Here is an 18,274-nt window from a genome sequence, read left to right on the forward strand (position 1 = left end):
TTGCTCAGTGTTTGTAGAAAACATCATACGTTACCTCAACGTGGTATTTCTTGTTGAGATCAGCCAGGCAGAAAAAGGTTCAAAAATATCCCTCGATTCAATCGAGGGATTTGTGTAGAAGAGACAGCTGCTAGGCAGGGGGTTCCGTAGAGCTTTCAGCTATAAATCCGCTATAAAAACCCCTTTTGATTTGTTAAAACACCTTGCGGTCTGGCAACTGCAAAAGTGAATCAAGAAATCGAAAGGGGGTCCCACAATGAGGGATGAAAAGAGCTTAGCGCATATCTGAAGGGTAAAAGTAGCCTGATGCTTTATGAGCAATTTGGTGATCTCAAATTCAAATATCGCCATCGAGAGTTTTGGTGTAGAGGGTATTACGTTGATACAGTGGGAAAAAATACAGTCAGGATACAGGAATATATAAGGCACCAACTGGAAGCGGATAAATTGGGAGAACAATTATCGATCCCATATCCAGGTAGCCCGTTTACGGGCCGTAAGTAATCAATAGAATGCAAATGTCAGATTGCGATGCGCCTGTTAGGGCGCGGCTGGCAAGAGAGCCTTATAGGCGCATATGAAAAACCCCCGGCTATGCCGGGGGATACTTATTATATGAATAGCATGATTAGTAACAAATTTTAGTTCTATTTTGTTGTTTTTTGGGCTTGGGCGTTGATTTTTTTGTGGCATGTAGCAGGGCTTTGATGTTTTCTTATTAGTTTCAGATAATTTTAGTTTTTTGTTTTTAATAAGTATGTTGTAACTAAAACACCTGAGAAAGTTCAAAATCCGCTCTATACATAAATATTTATTCTGTTTCACATGTTATTTATTTGTTATATTAATAAAACATCCCTGCAGATCCCAAAAATAGCTCGCTAGATATTACTGTGGGGTAAATTAACCTTTTCTGGTTGTTATTATCTTAATTCCACATAAGTAAAGAGAATAATCCCATCTTATGTAAAAGATTAAGATTAAAAACCAAGCTTTCTGAGGTTGTTCACAAAAATATAATATTTAATTTAATTAAATAACAAACAAAAAATCGAAAACATTTATGTGTTTTTTCTCATTTTTGATTTTACAAAATATCATCAATTAATAGTTAAATTTATAAAATAGAATAAAAGTTCATTCACGTTTGAAAAACACTCTACTTTGTGAATAACAATTCTATTAATCTCAACTTAACGGCACAAAAATTCCAAATTCTGAAATTAGTCAAGTTATTATTTTGAACTTTTCTAATTACTCGCTACTATATTCTTCACCTTATCTGTTGATAAGGAAATATTAACTGTTATTTTTTGTTGTTTCTTAGGTGTAAATTTAAACAATTCATTTGCTGTATTAATGTACGGCATTAACGTTAACTCAATAATCTATTTTTCTGTCGTATCAATTCGGCAGAGGTGGGATGTATTAGAAAATGAAAACCAAGTTAATTATTTCATCTTTATTTGTTTCATCTGTATTTATGTCTGCCGCGCACGCTGCTGATGGGCAAATCAGATTTACGGGAAAAATTACCGCAACAGCGTGTAAAGTTGACTCAAACTCACTTAATCAAACCGTAAATATGGGAACCATCAGCTCAAGTTCATTCGATAAGGTTGGTAGTACCTCCGCTCCTACTCGCTTTAGTATTAAATTAACGGATTGCCCAAAAGAGGTGGGCGGAGCACTGGTCAAATTTGATGGTCAAACGCCTGTAAACAATCCAGGACTTTTAGCGTTAAGTAATGCTCGTGGAGAAAATTCAGCTACAGGTGTTGCAATTGCTCTTTATGAAAATGACAGTAACACATTGATCCCACTGGCAGAAAACTCACGCACTCAGCCTTTTTCAGGCAAAAAATCTGAACAGTTGAATTTCGTTGCTAAATATATAGCAACAAACCAGGTTGTGACTCCAGGCTCAGGTGATGCAGTAGCTAACTTCACTATCGTTTATAACTAACGGAATTTATGGCAAGGAAGCCAAAACAATATAAAATTAATCTCAATGTTAAAAAATGATAATAGCCGACGGACTATTCATTTATTAATAAACTTAAAAATAATATTGTTTGGAGCGGCCATTTTGAAATTCTTTCGCATTTTAATGCTTATTTTTATCTACATCTTCAGCACCAATATCTCTCTTGCCGGCGTTGTCATTGGCGGTACACGTGTTGTTTATCTTAGTGACCAAAAAGAAGCGTCGATTTCCATTAATAATCCAGAAACTGATATTTCTTATCTCATCCAATCGTGGGTTCAGGACGAACATAATGAAACCAAAGTACCTTTTATTATCACTCCCCCGCTTTTTAAATTAACGGCTGGGAATGAGAATATTTTACGGATTGTTAAAATCGGAAATAATTTACCAGATGACAGAGAATCTTTATTCTGGCTCAATATTAAATCTATTCCTGCTACAGCCAAAACAGAACAAAATCAATTGCAAATCACGGTAAAATCTCGGTTTAAACTTTTCTTCCGCCCTGCCAGCCTGGCAGACAATGCCAACGAGGCCTATAAGGCATTGAAGTTCAAAACCGATGGCCACAAACTTATTGCGGAAAATCCGACTCCCTACTATATCTCTTTTTCTGAGTTATATACCGGCAACGGTGCTAAAAATTATGAAATAAAATCTGCCGGTATGATCCCGCCTTTTGATCAAGTGAGCTGGGATGTTCCTATCCAAAACATCAATCAAGTGACTTGGAAAACGATTAATGATTTTGGTGGCATAATGCCAGAAGAAAAACGCGGGCTGTAATTAAAAAATTATACAAACTATTATACAAACTATATACCCAATAGAATTCAAAGGATTATTTGAATGATGGAGGGTATAGCAAAATTAGAACATTATCATGGATAACTATCGTCATTATCTTCAACAAAATATTTCTGATAATTGGGCGTTATTTATCAAGCTTAGCTTGCGTGGCCTATATAGTAAGATGCCTCTCTGTGCATTGTTAACTACATTTATTTGGGTGTATAACAATAAAGCTTATGCTGAAGAGTATTTCAACATTAATGCGCTGGAAACTCATTCAGGTTTTCCAGAGAATATTGATCTATCAATTTTTACTCAAGAAGATCAACAACCTCCCGGCTATTATTGGGTAGATATCTATCTTAATCGGGAAAAAGTGGATACCGGAAATATCGATTTTATTATTGTAAATAATAAGCTATCTCCCAAACTTAAAGTACAACAACTCAGAAAAATGGGAGTGAATATTGGGTCAGTTCCCAAATTGCTTAATTTGCCACAAGAAACGGAACTCACTGATCTTGTTCAATATATTCCATCCGCTTCGACATCTTTTGATTTCAAACGCCAGCGACTGGATATCAGTATTCCTCAAGCTGCGTTGAATAGTCAGACGAAAGACTATGTGCCACCCCATTTGTGGGATCAGGGATTAACGTCCCTGTTGCTCAACTATAACTATAATGGATCCATGGTCTGGCAGGATAATCAACCCGGCTCAACAAAAAACCATTTTCTCAACCTCAGAATGGGCGCCAATTGGGAAGCATGGCGTTTGCGGAATTATTCCACTTACAGCAGTCAGAATAGAAAATGGCAAAATCTCAATACATACCTTCAGCGAGATATTCATGCACTAAAAAGCCAATTAATATTAGGTGACAGTTACACGCCCTCACCTATCTTTGATAGCTTCCAGTTTCGTGGAATACAATTGTCTTCCGATGACAATATGTTGCCCGATAGCTTAAAAGGATTTGCACCGACAATCAGGGGAATTGCCCAAAGCAATGCTCAAGTCACCATCAAGCAAAATGGTTACATTATCTATGAATCTTACGTTTCTCCCGGACCTTTTGTCATCAATGATCTCTATCCAACAACTTCAACGGGAGATATGGAGATCATTGTCAAGGAAGCCAATGGGAAAGAACGTCGTTCTGTGCAAACTTTTTCTACTGTACCGCTTATGCTACGGGAAAATAGCCTGCGACATTCTTTGACCTTGGGAAAATATCAATCTAATTCCCATCGTGGAAAAGAACCTTACTTCATGCAGGGTACGGTAATTTATGGTATTTCCAACCGTATCACTGCCTATGGCGGAACCACAATTGCAAAAGATTATCAATCCATTGCCTTGGGTACAGGCTATAGTCTCTCTGATTGGGGTTCCTTTTCTTTTGATGCAACTTATGCCAAAACCAATTTAATATCGGGTTCCGGTTCTTATGGTCAATCTTATCGTTTCCAATATGCCAAAGATCTCTCTCGGACGGGAACTAACTTCACTCTCGCGGGTTATCGTTACTCGACACAAAATTTTTACGATTTTAAAGATGCGAATGAGTTAGATACTGCAATTAATGGAATAATCCACAATAGCACCAATAAACGCAATAAATTGCAGTTACATATTAATCAGTCTCTTGGTAATTGGGGAACCATCTATTTATCGGCTTTCCAACAGAATTACTGGCATCAAAAAGGTTACGAAAGGAATGTTAGTGCTGGTTATAACAAAAATTACAATTCAATCAATTATAGCTTGAATTATTCTCACAGTGCTTTCCCCGGCTCGGCTCATAATGAGCAAATTGTCTCATTCAGCGTTCAGATTCCCCTTGATCGTTGGCTAAAGAATAGCTGGGTAAGCTATAACATGACCAGCAGCAAAAACAGTGATACATCTCATCAACTCAGTTTAAATGGTACAGCTCTTGAAGATGACAAACTGATTTATAACATTCAGCAAAATTATACCAGCCACAATAAAGACGCTGGCGGAAATATCAGTGCAGAATATAAGGGATCCTATGGTCAAATCAACGCTGGTTACAATTACGACAAATACTCCAGTCAACTGAATTATGGTTTAAATGGAGGGATTGTTGTCCATCCTTATGGCATCACCCTTTCCCAATCTTTGGGTGATACCTTGGTATTAGTGCGTGCCAATGGTGCTTCAGGCGTCAAAGTGCAAAACCATACCGGCATCAAGACTGACTGGAAAGGCTATGCCATTGTGCCTTATGTCAGTAACTATCGGAAAAACCGTATTGCACTGGATACTTATTCAATGGGTAACAATGTTGATATTGATATCAATACGCAAACTATTATCCCAACTCAGGGTTCACTGACTCTGGCCAATTTCCAGACTCGCATTGGTTATCGCGTTTTGATGATACTTTCCCATAAAGGTAAAGAGATCCCATTTGGTGCAACTGCAACGTTGGAAAAACAGCATGACATTGATGAATCCAACAGCGCAATTGTCAGCAATGATGGACAAGTTTATCTCAGTGGCATTCCTAAATCGGGTCGGATATGGGTTAAGTGGGGGCACAAAGAAATACAGGAGTGTCGTGTCAATTATCAACTCCCTGATGAAGATCCGGCTTCCGGATTGCATATGATTGAAGCCTCTTGCGAATAACAGTATAGACATATTTGTTTGATATATATTAATAAATAGTGGAAATCATTCTATGGACAACAGATTGAAATTATTATTGGCAAGTATATTTTTCATCGGCACGATGAGTAGTTTTGATAGTTTAGCGAATTATTATTGCCAGTATTCAGAGGGTTTCGTGCCCAGAACAACTCTGGTTTCTTTTGGTACAATTACAGTTCCTCGAAGCCATCCCATCGGGACAACTATCAAAGAAATACGTCTGGATCAAGTGGATGAAAAAGGTAATATTGCCCTCTGCAATACCCATACACCTACAACATGGGAAAAACCCGATCTTGCACCTGCAAGCTATAACTATGATGCCATTTATGAATCCGGTGTTCCGGGGGTTGGTATCCGTATTAACACATGGGCACCCGGTTATGGGATTGATTGGCTGCCCAGAACCGCAACCGATCCAGTCACTTGCCCTCCACCATGGCAATTTCAATGGAAAAAACAATATTGTGGTAAATCATGGGGTTATATAACGGTACAATTGATCAAGATTGCGCCAACAACGGGGTCAGGTATTGTTAAGTCAGTAAAATTGACTCGTGCCAAATTAGGCCAAAACCTCCTTGTTCATACTTTCAATTTGTCGAATACGTATATCATGACCAAAGGTTGTTCTCTCAGCCAAAAGATGATCTTAGTCAATATGGGAGAGATTAAAAAAAGTGACTTCCGAGGCATTAACAGTACAGTAGGAATGCGGGATTTTGATATCACAATAGATTGCGATGCTGATGTGGATGTCACATTGACACTGGATGGAAACCCTGCAAGCTGGAATAACAGAAATATCTGGGCGTTGGATCATGGTGACAACGTCACGGCAAAAGGAGTTGGTTTGCAGATATTATACCAAAACCACCTCGTATCAATGCGCCAGCCGGTTGTGTCTGGTTCCAGCCAGTCAGGAGGCAAAATAACAATTCCACTGCATGCACGTTATATCCAGACAGAAGCGAAAATTACACCGGGCAAAGCGGATGCAACAGCGACAATTACGTTAACTTATCAATAAAAACAGCCCTGCATAACCGCAGGCTTCTTACTATGCCCAAGTAACGGGTACAAAAAATGGGGCAATTACGCCCCATTGGTTCTCTCTTATATCAAACACACGTAACTTACTTCTTCTAAACACTCAGACAGTTAGAAACTGTATCCCACGCCGAACATGAAGACCCATGGATCAAGGCGAGTTTTATATTTGTACTGAGTATCACCGGATTTGAATTTCACGTCAGTTTCGATATTCATCCACCAAAGTGAGGTATTCAGCATCCAGTTTTTATCCAGTTTATAATCCAAACCTACTTGGCCCGCGACTCCCCAAGAATCTTTCAGATCCAAACTATTTAAATTAGCAGCCTGTACTGTGGAATTACCACTATTAAATTTTTCGCTAAAGAATGTGGTGTAGTTAACGCCAACCCCAACATAAGGACGCAATTTATCTTCTCTGGAACCAAAATAATATTGTGCCATTAGGGTTGGTGGTAAATGTTTGACTTCAGCGATTTCTCCAGCTTTAGGTAAACTTACTTTGTGCTGGAATGGTGTCGCTGCCAATAATTCAACACCAATGTTGTCGGTGATCATATAGCCAAAAGTTAAACCCATCTCAGTATTATTATTGACACCAAAAGATCCCAATCCTAATACATTTTCAGATCCAGTATTTGGCCTTACTGTTGCTGTACCTGCACGGAACAGGAAGTCACCTGCTTCATGAGCAAAGGTAAATGACGGAGCTAGTGTAGTCGCAGCCAAGATGAGCGCAGAAATCTTTTTCATTATCCATCCCAATTATGTGGTTTTAAAACAGTCAGAAATATACCCGTTTGTTTACTATTATGATCTAAGACAGATCACATCTTTTAAAGATTTTTGGCAAAATAAGGTACTTACGATTTTATTATTTCACCTGTGAAGTATTTTAAATTGATCCAAATCAAAGTTAACTTACTATTAATTTTATTACTGTTTTTGGTTCATATTTCGATATCAATTTTTGGTTATCAATAATAAATTACGAATAGAAATGTTCTGTTGAAAATACCTCATTTAATACCTCAGTTAATTAACATTTTTATAATATATCTGTCATTTTTATAAACCTTAGTAATGATACCACCTGACACAAAATAGGTCTCTGATGCCCAATCAACCCCAAGTTGCAGAACAACGACAGGGAGGCAAATCTTAGGTATCCAATAATCCCTCTGGCAAGGTACAATTGAGCATGATTGTTGTTTTAATTTATTGTTGTTTTATTTGATAGGAGCCACTTTCATGCCCATCACGGCAAATACCCTGTATCATGACAGCCTCAACTTTTTTAAGAACCAACTGTTGAATATTGTCATACTTTCTGTTTTAGCCGCGTTGGTAACAACACTGCTTGAGCATTTCCTGATGCCAAATGGTGAACAGCTCAAGTTATTGATCGAGCTACAAAATGCCTTAAAAGAAGGCGGCAATGCAGGCATCCGGGATTTTGTGGCGCAATTAACGACAGACGAACAAACCATGTTTTTGCACACAGCATTCGGGATCCTATTTTGCAACATATTCGGCAATACTTTAATCACTGCCAGCGTGTTGGTGCTTATCCATGCCGTCTCTCACGGCCAACAAACTAATGCTATTCATGCCAGCACATTATCGATAAAACTACTGCCTAAGATGTTTTTGCTGATGTTTATTTGTACCCTGTTGGTTCAAATTGGTTACGCCTTAATGTTCCTGCCGGGAATACTATTTTCTATCACGTTCGCACTTGCACCTATTTTTCTATTTGAAAAAGGGAAAAGTGTTTTTTCTGCTATGCAAGAAAGTTGGAAATTGGCATTCAACAACATGCGGTTGCTGATCCCTGCTATGTTGCTATGGTTTGCCGTAAAGCTGGTGCTGGAGCTTGTGTCAGTTAAAATACCCGGCATAGCCGTATCAATGCTGAATAATTTATTATCAGCCCTGTTACTAATTTATCTGTTCCGTTTGTATATGCTGGTTAAACCACAAAATACAACCACAAACGGCATGTAATAAACATTCATAGTTCACCTCGCATTTTATAGCGACAGTTTATGGTGCGAGGTGAACTTTCATTCGGTAATCTGTGGTTACGTTTCTTGTTTTTCCTCAACTTGCCGCTTACTTTGAATCAGACGAATGGCAAAGTAGAGATCGGGCACCACGATCAAGTCTTCATCGCTGCGACTGAGTTTATTCTGTTCAATCCAGAAATTAAGTTCCGTTCTGCGCCCTGCCAATACCAATGTCACACCCTTCTCTTTTAATTCCGTAATCAATTCATCCAATGCAGCAAACACACTGACATCATCGTGGGTAAAACTCACCGCAGCATCGACCACCAGCCATTCAGGACGCTTTAACTCTCTATCCACATGCTGCAATACCCGTTTTTTAAAGTAGCCAACGTTAAAGTAAGTTAAGGGAGAATTGAAACGATACATCATGATGCCATCTACGGGCTTGATATCATTATCTTGATGGATAGAACGTACCATACCTTGTTCATTGACTCCCAACAATTGATCTGATGGCCGGAAAATAATGCGCAGGAATTGCAGCAGCCCCAGTAATACCGCAAAACCTATGCCATCAATTACTCCAACCAGTAAAACCGCAACCAATGTGAAAATTGAGAGAATGAACGCCTGACGATTACGTTTCCGATACGACCAGATATTTTTTAAGCTCAAGAGTGACCATGAGGAAAATATCAAAACAATCCCCAGCGATGATAATGGAATATGCCCCAGAAATTGGGTCATAAATAATAGCACCAACAGAATGGCACCGGCGGCAATCACAGACACCATCTGTGTTTTGCCACCAATCGCATCATTAACTGCTGTACGGCTACTGGCAGCACTGACAGCAAATCCTTGTGATAAGGAAGAAGCGATATTAGCGATACCTAATGCTCTGAGTTCTAAATCCGCATCAACCTGATAGCCATTTTTACTGGCAAAACTATGGGCTGTCATCATAAAACTGACAAAGCTGATCACGGCAAGGTTAATGGAGGGAACAACCAAATCACGCAATATGCCAAATTCAAATTCAGGCAGGGGTACAACAGGCAAACCACTCTCCATATTACCAACAATCTGAATGCCATATTGATCGAGCTGAAATTGCCAACTGATATAAGTCGACACTAACATTGCTATCAATGGTGCAGGCCAACTTGGCCGAACAAAGTTAATACAAATCAGCACCAGCAAAGTCATAGCGGACATTCCCACTGTCGGCCAATGAGATTCCAACAGCTTATGAGGAAGAGCAATCAGCCGCTCGATCAATTCCGCTGGTAAGCCAGAAAGCCCAAACACTTTAGCAAGCTGATCGGCCATAATGGTAATTGCAACACCATTGATAAAGCCTTTCAAAATAGGACGGGATAAAAAGTCTGCGAATGTCCCCAACCGGAAATGGCTCGCCAGAAGACACCAGAACCCTGTCATTAATGTCATCACAATGGCGAGTTGCCAACGAATATGTTCATTTCCTAACGCAAGCGGTGTCACAGCAGCAGCAATAACAGCACAAGTTGCCGCATCTGGCCCAACAATCAACTGCCGGGAAGTTCCAAACAACGCATAAGCAAACATCGGTAAAATACAGGCATATAAGCCGATAATGGCACTAATCCCCATTAATTCAGCATAAGCAATAGCCACCGGCAGTGCAACCGCAGCGACTGAGAGACCCGCTCGCACATCATAGCCAAAATATTCTTTACGATAATGACAGAGGCTTTCCAAGCCCGGCATCCAGCGATGTATTCTTTCCCACAACATGACCTTTATGTCCTTTCGTGAAAATGTTAAGTATTATAATGCGATGTTAAATGAAAACTCACAAGTTCATCACTGACACTTAGTTTTTCGTTCATTGTGATAAAATTACACCAACAGATGAAACAAGTTTTTTGGCTCGATAAATAAACCATTTCATTGAGATCTGATACACTCTGGCACAAATTCAAGAACATGCCATCCTTGGCATCACGATAGGTTCAATTTATGAAACAACTTTTAGACTTTTTGCCATTAGTCGTTTTTTTTGTTGTCTACAAAATGTATGACATTTTCTATGCTTCTGGTGCGTTGATTGCAGCCACGGGGTTAGCGGTTGTCATTACTTATTTGCTTTATCGCAAAGTCGAGAAATCTTCCTTAATTACATTTGTCATGGTTGCTGTTTTCGGCACATTGACACTTGCTTTCCACAGTGATCTATTTATTAAATGGAAAGTGACTGTCATTTATGCCATTTTTGCCCTGGTTCTACTTATCAGCCAATGGTTCATGAAAAAACCTTTGATTCAGAAAATGTTAGGTAAAGAGTTAGAATTACCCGATTTCATCTGGAACAGACTGAACATGGCTTGGGCAATCTTCTTCATAATTTGTGCATTAGCAAATATTTATGTCGCTTTCTGGCTATCTCAAGATATTTGGGTAAACTTTAAAGTGTTCGGGTTAACCGCTTTGACACTAGTTTTTACTGTATTGAGTGTGGTATATATCTACCGTCATCTGCCTCGCGAACAAAAATAATATAATGACCCTCATATGGATACCTGCCGGTGCAGCGGCAGGTATGGTTATATTCACCAAATAAAGCAAGTTTTCTAATGACACAACAACAATCCTTACCAAACGGAGAATTGGTTCTCCGTACACTGGCCATGCCCGCTGATACCAATGCCAATGGGGATATTTTCGGTGGCTGGCTGATGTCTCAAATGGATATTGGCGGCGCAATTCTGGCAAAAGAGATTGCACTGGGACGCGTAGTAACTGTTAGCGTGAATGGCATCAGTTTTCTGAAACCGGTTGCGGTAGGTGACGTCGTATGCTGTTATGCCCGTTGTCTCAAAACGGGAAATTCATCTATTACCATTCATATTGAAGTTTGGGTGAAAAAAGTCGCTTCTGAGCCTGTTGGGCAACGTTACCGTGCAACAGAAGCGGTTTTCACGTATGTCGCCGTTGATGAAAATAATCGTTCTCGCCCTCTTCCTGAAGATAAAAGACACTTCAAATTGGAAGGTAGTGATTCAGAGTAACGGTTTATAAAAAATAATTCGTGAATTAAAGGAGCGTTTTCCGCTCCTTCACCTTGAATAGAAAATATGTCGACCTATCGTGTTTGCGAAATACCCGTTATTCTAAACTCGATAGTCGCTTCATACCCAATAGCAGGTATTTTTTCATAACGCCACTTTCTCATGGCATTTTTCACATAACGTTCAAAGACATTTTTAGGGTTTGCAGAAATAATTTCAATGTTCCTGATGCGCCCATCTTCATCAACATCAAACTTGACCTTCACCGTCCCTTCTGTGCCCAACTGCTGCGCTCTGGGAGGATATTCAGGGTTTGGTCTGCTCAAAGCTCTTGGCCCACTTCTAACATTAGTATTATTACTTACAGCAGAATCCGGCGATTTTTGATCATTCAGATTCTTCGCTATCTGGGTATTCTGATCAGAAACAGGTTTCAACGGCTGGTCTGAGATTTTTTCTGTCTTTTTCTCTATTGGCTTAGGCTCTTTTTTGACAATCTTTTTCTCTTCTCGCTTTTTCACTTCCGGTTTCTTTTCCGGTTTAGGCAGAGCGATTTTCGCAATAGGCTCAGGTTCTGGCTCTGGTGTCGGTGGTTCAGGAACAGATTCAGGTATGGCTGACTCAGAAACAGATGTCTCTTCAGCGGCCAATTGGATCATGGCAACAGCCATAGGAACGGGTTCTGATTGCTTTTCAGGTTTGATAGCCTGAAAAAGTGCCGCAGCAATAGAAATATGTAAACAAACGGAAAATAGTATCGGCCAATGTATCCAACGCATAAGAAAATTCTTGCTTAGCAGCATGATAGTCAGTTTCAGATAACCACTAGTTTAAATGCAAATGACTATCATATTCAATCATGAATCAAAAACATCTATACCATGCTGCACACTCTGCTAAAGCCATTCCAGATTCTGGATAAACAAAATCGACCTACGGCGATTGCAAGAATCTGTTTTACGTAATTTATAAATACGAAGATTACGGCGCGATTGATCTTCTAGCCAGCGTCGGCGACGACGGATACTTTGGCGGATCATCCGCCAGCGCCCTACTTCATTTCTGCTATGTTTCATAAGACATCCTAAGTCAATTCTTTCATTGTAACGAATAATGTTATTCTTAATCCTCACTATCAAGGATGTCAACTAATTGCCCAACCGAGCCGGCACATTGCATTTCTACGAAGCTAAGACAAGTATAGTGTTAATAATATCTATAAAAAACTAAGTTCGTGGCAAATTTCCGCCAAATCTTCTTTTAACCCTGAAATCAACTTCCTGTTATGATAGTCTCATATCAGGCTCTGAGCTGATTTATTATACAAGCTATTTTACTGTAAATAGCTTATTAGGCGATTTATTCGAGTATAGCGATAGGTAACGCTTAGAACCTTCACCAGATGTCATTATTGTAAGCAGTTTTGCAGCAAAGTGAATTCAATGAATGGCTCGAATGATTCTACAGTTACTATATGGTGGAGATGTTGTTATGAAATTAGTTGTTTACAGCACAAAGCAGTATGACCGTAAACATTTTGAAATGCTCAACCAAAAACTTGGCCTTGACTATCATATCGAGTTTTTTGATTTTGCCCTGAGTCCACAAACTGCCAAAAATGCGATTGGTGCAGATGCTGTCTGTATTTTTGTCAATGATGACGGTGGGCGTGAAGTCCTACAAGAATTGGCAGAGATGAACATCAAAATCTTGGCATTACGTTGTGCCGGGTTCAACAATGTCGATTTAGACGCCGCTAAAGGATTAGGCATTCAAATCGTTCGGGTCCCCGCTTATTCACCTGAATCAGTTGCTGAACACACCGTTGGGTTAATGTTATGCCTGAATCGGCGTATTCATCGTGCCTATCAACGTACTCGCGATGCCAACTTTTCTCTGGAAGGCTTGACTGGCTTCAACATGTACAAACGTACCGCAGGTATTATCGGCACGGGAAAAATTGGGCTTGCGACGCTGAGAATTCTGAAAGGTTTTGGTATGCGTTTATTAGCACATGATCCATACCCAAATCCAGAAGCCTTGGATATGGGCGTAGAATATGTGGACTTAGATACTTTATACGCTGAGTCTGATGTCATTTCTCTACATTGCCCGATGACACCAGGGAATCATCACTTATTGGATGAAACGGCATTCAACAAAATGAAAGATGGCGTGATGATTATTAATACTAGCCGGGGCGCCTTAATTGATTCTATTGCGGCCATTAATGCCTTAAAACAGCAAAAAATTGGCGCATTGGGTATGGATGTTTACGAAAACGAACGCGATTTATTCTTTGAAGATAAATCAAACGACGTTATTCAAGATGATATTTTCCGCCGTTTATCTTCCTGCCATAATGTACTGTTCACTGGCCATCAAGCATTTTTAACAGAGGAAGCGTTAACCAGCATCAGTGAAACAACGTTACAAAATATCCAGCAATTAACTTCTGGAGAACCTTGTCCGAATATTGTTGGGTAATCTCAACAAACATCAGGAGATAAAATGAAAAAAGCGATTCCGTTAGTGGTCGCCACCTTGTTACTCACAGCATGTCAATCTTCGGGGGTCAACGCCACGGGGAATGTCAGCGTCAGGGATCTAAAGAATCATCATTTTGCTTTAGTCAGTGTCAATAGTGAGGAAGTTTCAAATAAAGAAGACAGCAAACTTTCTATTGCGTTTGATGAAAGATTGGGTATTTCAGGCGCAATGTGCAACAGTTTTGGGGGAGTAAGTAAATTAAAGAACAACATATTGACAGTAAAAATTTTGAACAATAGCCGGATATACTGTATCAATGAAAGACTCAATCAATGGGATAATGTACTCATTGAAATGCTAACTAAAGGAGCAAAAGTTAGCTTAATAGGCAAGCAACTTACATTGGTTAATGGCAAAAATACGTTGGTTTATATTCTGCGGGATCTTGACCAATAACCTTATGTGAAATAGCACTCACTCAGCCTGATACCACATTTTTCCTCGCTTTGAATATTTTACCTTACATTATAGTTTGATTACCCAGTAGGCTACTGGGTAATCTGTTAATACTAATTCCGAAATTTTATTATTCTTTATCATATTAAAAATTGTAGAGTGACTACCTAATATCCGGCATCATAAAAACCTCGCCGAAGCGAGGCTACAGAGTTGATTTTAATTTCATGTTCTTAAGACAATATAACACCAATCGTTAATGTTATGGCAATCCAAACCCCTACAAACGTTATATAGCTCATCAATCTGTTATTCATTTTTACTCTCCCTTGTTATCAAACAAATTTCTCTAGCTGCACGGTAGTGGCTTTGACTGTCTGATACAGAAACCGTACCAACAGTACTTCATATATATTAGTTAAGCAGCATAAGTACCATACTAATATTTATTACAATAGGTATGGAATTGGCAGGGTTGTTGTAAAAACAGAACAATAATTGAATGATGAGACGAATCAGATCATGATATTCAAATCATAAGGGCTAATAATTTAGCCCACGATATAAAAAATCACTCACCTGAACCGGATTCAGTGTGTTGTTTTTCGGGATAGAGCGATGCACTCCAGTTACTGTAAGTACAGACAAATATTGAAGGATCTTTGTTTGAAAACGGCGTAGCCATAGATCTAATTTTTTCTGCTAATTCGATAGATTCCATTGAAGAACTACCAATATAAGTTCCACTAGGAAGACGATGCCATTTCCCGTTAGGAAAACGGATAGATTGGCTGAATTGATTCGCCGTCATCCTTTTATGTAATTTTTCATAACCGTCAGAACCTGTGCCATAAAGTTCCACGCGAATCAAATAACTTGCCATTTCTCTTTCCTTGTATTGACTATTGAACATCCAAGTTATCAGTTTTCCTTTACTGTTTAAAGCCAGAAAAGCGAGAGAAAAATCCGATATTAATGGCAATTTCAGAACTTGCATTATATGCCTATGTGTCCCCAAATTGCCATTATTGATATAAAATCCCTTTTATATCAATAAATAAAATAACTATTCAGGCTTATTAAGAATATGATCTTCCCATTCCACGACATCTACTTCACGTACAGCAATATGCCTGACAGAAACACGTTCCGCATGCATGGCTGATTTTGAACCACTAATCAATGGATGCCACGGTAGAAGTTTTTTCCCTTCACCAATTAAACGGTAAGCGCAAGTTTTCGGCAACCATTCAAAGGTGATCATATTTTCACGAGTCAATTTGATACAATCAGGTTCATACCTGAAACGATCTTCGTAATTCTTGCACTGGCAGGTTTTAATATTCAATTGATTACAAGCGACATTGGTGAAATAAATTTCATCAGTATCTTCGTCCATCAATTTATGCAGGCAGCACTGGCCGCAGCCATCACATAATGCTTCCCACTCTTGGTCTGTCATTTGCTCCAGGGTTTTCACCTGCCAGAAAGGTTGAGACATAATTTCTGTCATTCCTTATGGTTAAATCACTCTGGTTGTCAGAATGTGCTCATTAAGAGAGACATTCAACACATCACCAGATTGTAGTGGCCCCACACCTTCCGGCGTTCCCGTCAGGATAATATCGCCCGGGCGTAGGGTAAAAAAGCGCGACATATAGCTAATCAATGGGATGATTGGCGTTCGCATGTCACTCGTATTGCCGTTTTGGCGCAATTCGCCATTTATTGTTAAAGAAAGTTGAGCATTTTGTGGATCACCAAAGTCATTGACAGGGATAAAACCCGATATCGGGCATGATCTGTCAAATGACTTACTCTTTTCCCACGGTTGCCCCGATTGTTTAAATTCACGCTGCAAATCACGCAATGTTAAATCCAATGCAACCGCAAAACCAGCAATTGCCTGACTGACCCGCTCCTCATTGGCATTTTTGAGCGTTGAACCAATCAAGACAGCCAGTTCAATTTCATGGTGTACAGAACCCAATTCCTGTGGGATGAAAACAGGCTGACAAAGATCACAAAGCGCCGTTTCAGGTTTGATGAATATTACTGGCTCTTCAGTGGGTTGAGAGCCCATCTCTTTCATATGATTGACATAATTACTACCGACACAAACCACTTTATTAGCAGGACAATCCAGCAGTACACCTTGCCAATCCCGATGCTGGTACATAACTTTCTTCCTTCATCTAGTTTTCAACCCACTTATACCCGTCGTCTTTCAAAGCCCGATTTTCAGTGAGTGAGGAAATGAGTTCGTTGCATAATACCGTCTGCCATCATACCAACACTAAGCGCAAAATAGTAAGAACGGTTCCAGTGCATAATAGTACGGAAATTTTGCGTTACCCAAAATGCCCGTTTCTCCGGATCATCAGGTATCACTATCCAACCTTTGGTATTTACCGGCAGTTCCGCAAAATGCGGAGATGAAATTCCCAATGCCTGCCATTGAGCAATGGTTTTCCCCTGTTCGGATTTTATGCCTTCTAATGCAACATCAAAACCAGCAGGCAATGAGATGGCATATCCCCACGGTAACCCTTGTTGCCATCCCTCTTTGTGCAAATAATTAGCAGCCGAAGCAAAAACATCTTCCTTATTATGCCAAATATCTATTTTTCCATCTCCATTGCCATCAGCGCCATAGGTTAAATAAGAAGTTGGCATAAATTGGCTTTGCCCCATTGCGCCTGCCCAAGATCCTTTTAGAGTTTGATCTTCATCGATATATTGATTCTCGATTATTTCCAGCGCTGCCAATAACTGCTTGATAAAAAAGACTTCCCGACGCCCTTCAAAGGCCAGAGTGGATAATGCCGAAATGACATCTTCTTTACCCTGAATCTTGCCAAAACCGCTTTCTAATCCCCACAAAGCAACAATATAGGCTTTAGGTACACCGTATTTACGACTCATTTTTTCTAGCTGAGGAAGGTTATCTTCATATTGCTTAGCACCCTGCTCTATCTTCCAGGCCGGCAACACCCGGTTCAGATAATCCTCCAAAGTAATTTTCTTTTCTGGCTGGTTGCGATCGGCCTTAATGACGCGCGAGATAAAATGGATATTAGCAAATGCCCGATCCAACGTTTTTTCGCTGATGCCCTGTTCCCGAGCCTGCTGTTTCAGCAAAGCCACATAGGCGGGAAATTGTGATGGCTCACGGGAGTCTAATGGAAAATCATGCACCAATGTTTTGACTTCTGCTTGCGACCTCGCTGTCAATACAGATTGATCGTACAATTTTTTTCCACTGAATTGTTTTCCATTGGATGAACTACACCCTGCGAATAGAATCGCTGACAATAAGGTTATCCCGCTGATTAATTTCATAAATCTGCTCCTCGGTTCAGGATCAGGCAATTGCCGGCTATTTTTTTATTGTTTTATTTGATGCCAGATGTTCATTGATCAAGCTTTCTACCGGCGGTGGTACCTGCAAGTAAAACCCTTGCTCATTCAACGCTGTTTTTACTTTTTCAATATCAGCATTGGCCAATTTTTTTCTTTCAGATAATGAAATCATCATTGAATATTGAGGTTCACCAAATGTTTTTAACAACTCTTCAGGAACGCGCGAAAAATCACCTTTCCTTTCAATATAAAGATATGTTTGGTTACGTTTTGGGCTTCTGTAGATTACACAAATCATTGTCATAAACTCTTTTAAATTAACTCTGCGACTTGCTTGAATAATTCACTAACTATAACATGCTTATTATATTTCAGAATAACGTCT

General features: G+C 39.5%; 18 protein-coding genes and 1 pseudogene. 10 read left to right on the forward strand and 9 right to left on the reverse strand.

Annotation, left to right across the window (positions count from 1 at the left end):
• Positions 1–282: 282 nt before the first annotated feature.
• The 5 genes and pseudogenes from Xenpb_RS08975 to Xenpb_RS08995 form a co-directional block, all read left to right on the forward strand.
• Positions 283–504: pseudogene (locus Xenpb_RS08975) on the forward strand (transposase); the annotation flags it as partial.
• A 931-nt stretch (positions 505–1,435) separates the two neighbouring features.
• Complete coding sequence (locus Xenpb_RS08980; protein ID WP_187654006.1) at positions 1,436–1,966, forward strand: fimbrial protein; 531 nt, start codon at positions 1,436–1,438, stop codon at positions 1,964–1,966.
• Between the two features lie 144 nt (positions 1,967–2,110).
• The gene (locus Xenpb_RS08985) at positions 2,111–2,776 is read left to right on the forward strand and encodes a molecular chaperone (protein WP_187654129.1); all 666 of its coding nucleotides are present in this window, start codon (positions 2,111–2,113) and stop codon (positions 2,774–2,776) included.
• A 97-nt stretch (positions 2,777–2,873) separates the two neighbouring features.
• A complete protein-coding gene (locus Xenpb_RS08990; protein ID WP_187654007.1) occupies positions 2,874–5,441 on the forward strand; it encodes a fimbria/pilus outer membrane usher protein in 2,568 nt (855 codons plus the stop codon).
• Between the two features lie 52 nt (positions 5,442–5,493).
• Positions 5,494–6,492, forward strand: a complete 999-nt coding sequence (locus Xenpb_RS08995) for a fimbrial protein (protein ID WP_187654008.1) — start codon at positions 5,494–5,496, stop codon at positions 6,490–6,492.
• A 131-nt stretch (positions 6,493–6,623) separates the two neighbouring features.
• Here the strand turns inward: Xenpb_RS08995 and ompW are convergent, their stop codons facing one another.
• A complete protein-coding gene (gene ompW, locus Xenpb_RS09000) occupies positions 6,624–7,268 on the reverse strand; it encodes an outer membrane protein OmpW (RefSeq protein WP_187654009.1) in 645 nt (214 codons plus the stop codon).
• 498 nt (positions 7,269–7,766) lie between these two features.
• Here ompW and Xenpb_RS09005 point away from each other — a divergent pair, with 498 nt between their 5' ends.
• Positions 7,767–8,522 (forward strand): YciC family protein, encoded by a 756-nt coding sequence (locus Xenpb_RS09005; RefSeq protein WP_187654010.1) that lies wholly within the window; start codon positions 7,767–7,769, stop codon positions 8,520–8,522.
• 77 nt (positions 8,523–8,599) lie between these two features.
• On the opposite strand, the gene Xenpb_RS09010 is transcribed toward Xenpb_RS09005, so the two are convergent.
• Positions 8,600–10,306 (reverse strand): SulP family inorganic anion transporter, encoded by a 1,707-nt coding sequence (locus Xenpb_RS09010; RefSeq protein ID WP_187654011.1) that lies wholly within the window; start codon positions 10,304–10,306, stop codon positions 8,600–8,602.
• 225 nt (positions 10,307–10,531) lie between these two features.
• Here Xenpb_RS09010 and Xenpb_RS09015 point away from each other — a divergent pair, with 225 nt between their 5' ends.
• Both Xenpb_RS09015 and yciA read left to right on the forward strand, forming a co-directional pair.
• Positions 10,532–11,068: a septation protein A gene (locus Xenpb_RS09015; RefSeq protein WP_187654012.1), complete on the forward strand. Its 537-nt coding sequence runs from the start codon at positions 10,532–10,534 to the stop codon at positions 11,066–11,068.
• Between the two features lie 77 nt (positions 11,069–11,145).
• The gene (yciA, locus tag Xenpb_RS09020; protein ID WP_099113681.1) at positions 11,146–11,580 is read left to right on the forward strand and encodes an acyl-CoA thioester hydrolase YciA; all 435 of its coding nucleotides are present in this window, start codon (positions 11,146–11,148) and stop codon (positions 11,578–11,580) included.
• Positions 11,581–11,654: 74 nt separating this feature from the next.
• Here the strand turns inward: yciA and tonB are convergent, their stop codons facing one another.
• A complete protein-coding gene (tonB, locus tag Xenpb_RS09025; protein ID WP_187654013.1) occupies positions 11,655–12,383 on the reverse strand; it encodes a TonB system transport protein TonB in 729 nt (242 codons plus the stop codon).
• A gap of 93 nt (positions 12,384–12,476) precedes the next feature.
• On the reverse strand, positions 12,477–12,656 hold the full coding sequence (locus Xenpb_RS09030) for a YciY family protein (RefSeq protein ID WP_187654014.1): 180 nt from the start codon (positions 12,654–12,656) through the stop codon (positions 12,477–12,479).
• Between the two features lie 415 nt (positions 12,657–13,071).
• Here Xenpb_RS09030 and Xenpb_RS09035 point away from each other — a divergent pair, with 415 nt between their 5' ends.
• Positions 13,072–14,067 (forward strand): 2-hydroxyacid dehydrogenase, encoded by a 996-nt coding sequence (locus Xenpb_RS09035; RefSeq protein ID WP_187654015.1) that lies wholly within the window; start codon positions 13,072–13,074, stop codon positions 14,065–14,067.
• Positions 14,068–14,091: 24 nt separating this feature from the next.
• The gene (locus tag Xenpb_RS09040) at positions 14,092–14,526 is read left to right on the forward strand and encodes an META domain-containing protein (RefSeq protein ID WP_187654016.1); all 435 of its coding nucleotides are present in this window, start codon (positions 14,092–14,094) and stop codon (positions 14,524–14,526) included.
• A 571-nt stretch (positions 14,527–15,097) separates the two neighbouring features.
• On the opposite strand, the gene ghoS is transcribed toward Xenpb_RS09040, so the two are convergent.
• From ghoS to Xenpb_RS09065, 5 genes are all read right to left on the reverse strand, one after another.
• Entirely contained in the window at positions 15,098–15,523 is a 426-nt protein-coding gene (gene ghoS, locus Xenpb_RS09045; RefSeq protein ID WP_255523093.1) for a type V toxin-antitoxin system endoribonuclease antitoxin GhoS, read from the reverse strand.
• A gap of 69 nt (positions 15,524–15,592) precedes the next feature.
• Positions 15,593–16,030 (reverse strand): YcgN family cysteine cluster protein, encoded by a 438-nt coding sequence (locus Xenpb_RS09050; RefSeq protein ID WP_340617925.1) that lies wholly within the window; start codon positions 16,028–16,030, stop codon positions 15,593–15,595.
• Positions 16,031–16,048: 18 nt separating this feature from the next.
• Positions 16,049–16,705, reverse strand: a complete 657-nt coding sequence (locus Xenpb_RS09055; RefSeq protein WP_187654018.1) for a fumarylacetoacetate hydrolase family protein — start codon at positions 16,703–16,705, stop codon at positions 16,049–16,051.
• 62 nt (positions 16,706–16,767) lie between these two features.
• Positions 16,768–17,868 carry a lytic transglycosylase domain-containing protein gene (locus Xenpb_RS09060; RefSeq protein ID WP_187654019.1) on the reverse strand — a complete coding sequence of 367 codons (1,101 nt, stop codon included), beginning with the start codon at positions 17,866–17,868 and terminating at the stop codon, positions 16,768–16,770.
• 37 nt (positions 17,869–17,905) lie between these two features.
• The gene (locus Xenpb_RS09065) at positions 17,906–18,187 is read right to left on the reverse strand and encodes a YcgL domain-containing protein (protein ID WP_187654130.1); all 282 of its coding nucleotides are present in this window, start codon (positions 18,185–18,187) and stop codon (positions 17,906–17,908) included.
• Positions 18,188–18,274: the final 87 nt, after the last annotated feature.

The sequence above is a fragment of the Xenorhabdus sp. PB62.4 genome, from assembly GCF_014467285.1.
Classification (GTDB): domain Bacteria; phylum Pseudomonadota; class Gammaproteobacteria; order Enterobacterales; family Enterobacteriaceae; genus Xenorhabdus.

Coding starts and splice junctions, on each gene's coding strand:
- Xenpb_RS08980 (WP_187654006.1), top strand. CDS start 1,436: ATGAAAACCAAGTTAATTATTTCATCTTTATTTGTTTCATCTGTATTT.
- Xenpb_RS08985 (WP_187654129.1), top strand. CDS start 2,111: ATGCTTATTTTTATCTACATCTTCAGCACCAATATCTCTCTTGCCGGC.
- Xenpb_RS08990 (WP_187654007.1), top strand. CDS start 2,874: ATGGATAACTATCGTCATTATCTTCAACAAAATATTTCTGATAATTGG.
- Xenpb_RS08995 (WP_187654008.1), top strand. CDS start 5,494: ATGGACAACAGATTGAAATTATTATTGGCAAGTATATTTTTCATCGGC.
- ompW (WP_187654009.1), bottom strand. CDS start 7,268: ATGAAAAAGATTTCTGCGCTCATCTTGGCTGCGACTACACTAGCTCCG.
- Xenpb_RS09005 (WP_187654010.1), top strand. CDS start 7,767: ATGCCCATCACGGCAAATACCCTGTATCATGACAGCCTCAACTTTTTT.
- Xenpb_RS09010 (WP_187654011.1), bottom strand. CDS start 10,306: ATGTTGTGGGAAAGAATACATCGCTGGATGCCGGGCTTGGAAAGCCTC.
- Xenpb_RS09015 (WP_187654012.1), top strand. CDS start 10,532: ATGAAACAACTTTTAGACTTTTTGCCATTAGTCGTTTTTTTTGTTGTC.
- yciA (WP_099113681.1), top strand. CDS start 11,146: ATGACACAACAACAATCCTTACCAAACGGAGAATTGGTTCTCCGTACA.
- tonB (WP_187654013.1), bottom strand. CDS start 12,383: ATGCTGCTAAGCAAGAATTTTCTTATGCGTTGGATACATTGGCCGATA.
- Xenpb_RS09030 (WP_187654014.1), bottom strand. CDS start 12,656: ATGAAACATAGCAGAAATGAAGTAGGGCGCTGGCGGATGATCCGCCAA.
- Xenpb_RS09035 (WP_187654015.1), top strand. CDS start 13,072: ATGAAATTAGTTGTTTACAGCACAAAGCAGTATGACCGTAAACATTTT.
- Xenpb_RS09040 (WP_187654016.1), top strand. CDS start 14,092: ATGAAAAAAGCGATTCCGTTAGTGGTCGCCACCTTGTTACTCACAGCA.
- ghoS (WP_255523093.1), bottom strand. CDS start 15,523: ATGCAAGTTCTGAAATTGCCATTAATATCGGATTTTTCTCTCGCTTTT.
- Xenpb_RS09055 (WP_187654018.1), bottom strand. CDS start 16,705: ATGTACCAGCATCGGGATTGGCAAGGTGTACTGCTGGATTGTCCTGCT.
- Xenpb_RS09060 (WP_187654019.1), bottom strand. CDS start 17,868: ATGAAATTAATCAGCGGGATAACCTTATTGTCAGCGATTCTATTCGCA.
- Xenpb_RS09065 (WP_187654130.1), bottom strand. CDS start 18,187: ATGATTTGTGTAATCTACAGAAGCCCAAAACGTAACCAAACATATCTT.